The organism is Caballeronia sp. M23-90, assembly GCF_053574605.1.
This window is the reverse complement of record NZ_JBSIPA010000743.1, coordinates 1-1,841: the sequence shown is the minus strand read 5'-3', so window position 1 is coordinate 1,841 and position 1,841 is coordinate 1. Positions and strand designations below refer to the sequence as shown.

At 62.7% G+C, this 1,841-nt stretch carries 1 protein-coding gene and 2 pseudogenes; all 3 read left to right on the top strand.

From position 1 onward, the window contains the following. Positions 1-623: pseudogene (locus tag ACRXB1_RS35405) on the top strand (16S rRNA (cytosine(967)-C(5))-methyltransferase RsmB); the annotation flags it as partial. Then, the gene (locus ACRXB1_RS35400) at positions 620-1,252 is read left to right on the top strand and encodes a DUF4390 domain-containing protein (RefSeq protein WP_449494698.1); all 633 of its coding nucleotides are present in this window, start codon (positions 620-622) and stop codon (positions 1,250-1,252) included. The pseudogene ACRXB1_RS35405 and the gene ACRXB1_RS35400, both read left to right, overlap by 4 nt. Further along, a pseudogene (locus tag ACRXB1_RS35395) lies at positions 1,242-1,841 on the top strand (PAS domain-containing sensor histidine kinase); the annotation flags it as partial. The gene ACRXB1_RS35400 and the pseudogene ACRXB1_RS35395, both read left to right, overlap by 11 nt.

The window sequence follows — 1,841 nt, the reverse complement described above, 5'->3', positions numbered from 1 at the left end:
TGCCCGGCGGCAAGACGGGTCACGTGCTGGAACTGGCAAACGTCGAGTTGATCGCGGTTGAGAGCGACGCGGGCCGCGCCAGACGCATTGGCGAAAACCTGCAGCGCCTGAAAGTGCAGGCCGAGATTCGCGTCGGCGATGCAGGCAACACTGCCGGCTGGTCCGACGGCGATCCGTTCGACCGCATTCTTGCCGACGTGCCGTGCTCGGCATCGGGCATCGTGCGGCGTCATCCGGATATTCGCTGGTTGCGGCGTCCGTCGGACATTGCCGCGCTCGTCGGGGAACAGCGCCGCATCCTCGCCGCGCTCTGGCCACTGGTCGCCACCGGTGGCGAGTTGCTCTACGTTACGTGCTCGATCTTCCCGGAAGAGGGCGAGTTGCAGGCGCAGTGGTTTGGAGAGGTGCACGAAGATGCGGTACGATTGGACGCGCCGGGGCAATTATTGCCGACAGCGGGCCATGCTGGCACGGCTCGCTTGCAAGATTCACCGGACCCGGTCACGAACTCGCTGACGGACAATTCAGGCGAGGCGCAACGTACCCATTCAACATCGAAGCGGGACACGGGAGCCTTTGCGGACCACGACGGATTCTTCTACGCGCGCTTTCAGAAACGGTGACGATCAAACGCATTTTTCCGCTTCGACGCGCGCTCGCCGGCCAGACTGTGCCGGCTTGGCTGTTGAGCCTCGCGTTGAGCCTCGTGTTGAGTCTCGCGCTGTCGTTTCTGCCGGTCGAGGCCGCGCAGGCTGATCCTATTGCCGTGCAGCGCGCGTCGCTGCAGGCCGACGGTACGGGGTGGAGTCTGGACGCCCGTTTCGATTTCGACCTCAACAGCAGCCTGGAAGACGCCGTGAACAAGGGCGTGCCGCTCTATTTCACGACCGATTTCGATCTGTCGCGGCCGCGCTGGTACTGGTTCGATGAAGAGCCGGTCAGCGTCTCGCAAAGCATCCGGCTGTCGTTTCAGCCGTTGACGCGCGAGTATCGGGTGTCGACGGGTGGTTTGCAGCTTGGTTTCGCCACGCTTGCCGAAGCGCTCGCGGTGATCAAGCACGTCACATCGTGGCATGTGATCGATCGTAATCAAGTGCAACCCGGCGAGACATATAGTGCGTCGGTACGCATGCAACTGGACATCGCGCTGATGCCCAAGCCGTTCCAGATCGACGCGGTCAACAACCGCGACTGGAATCTTTCTTCCGACTGGAAGCGGTTCACTTTCACGGCGGCGCCCAATGCTAAATAAGCTCCGCCGCCGGCCATTGCGCCGCACGAACATGACGAGCATCGTGGTCCGCGCGCTGGTGGTCACGGTCGCGCTCACGGCCATTTTGCTGCTCGTCATGCTGGCGCTTGCCAGCGCGAACACCGAGTTCTTCGACCGCTATTATCAGTGGCTCTACGCTGCGAATCTCGCAGTCGCGGTGGTGCTGATCCTGATCGTGATCGGACTCGTGCTGATCATTGTCACGCGCGTGCGGCAGGGAAAATTCGGCACGCGGCTGCTGGCGAAACTCGCGTTCATCTTCGCGCTCGTGGGCGTCGTGCCGGGCGGGATCATCTACGTGGTGTCGTATCAGTTCGTGTCGCGAAGCATCGAATCATGGTTCGATGTGAACGTGGAAACCGCGCTCACGTCCGGCCTGAATCTCGGGCGCGGCATGCTCGATGCATCGCTGTCGGACCTGCAGAACAAAGGCCGCCTGATGAGCGACCAGCTTGCCAGCGCGGACCCCACCAGCCTTACGCTCACGTTGCTGCGGCTGCGCGATCAGTTCAACGTGCAGGACGCGACCATCGTCGAACCCGCGCGCGGCGGCTCGGGTACGGCGCCA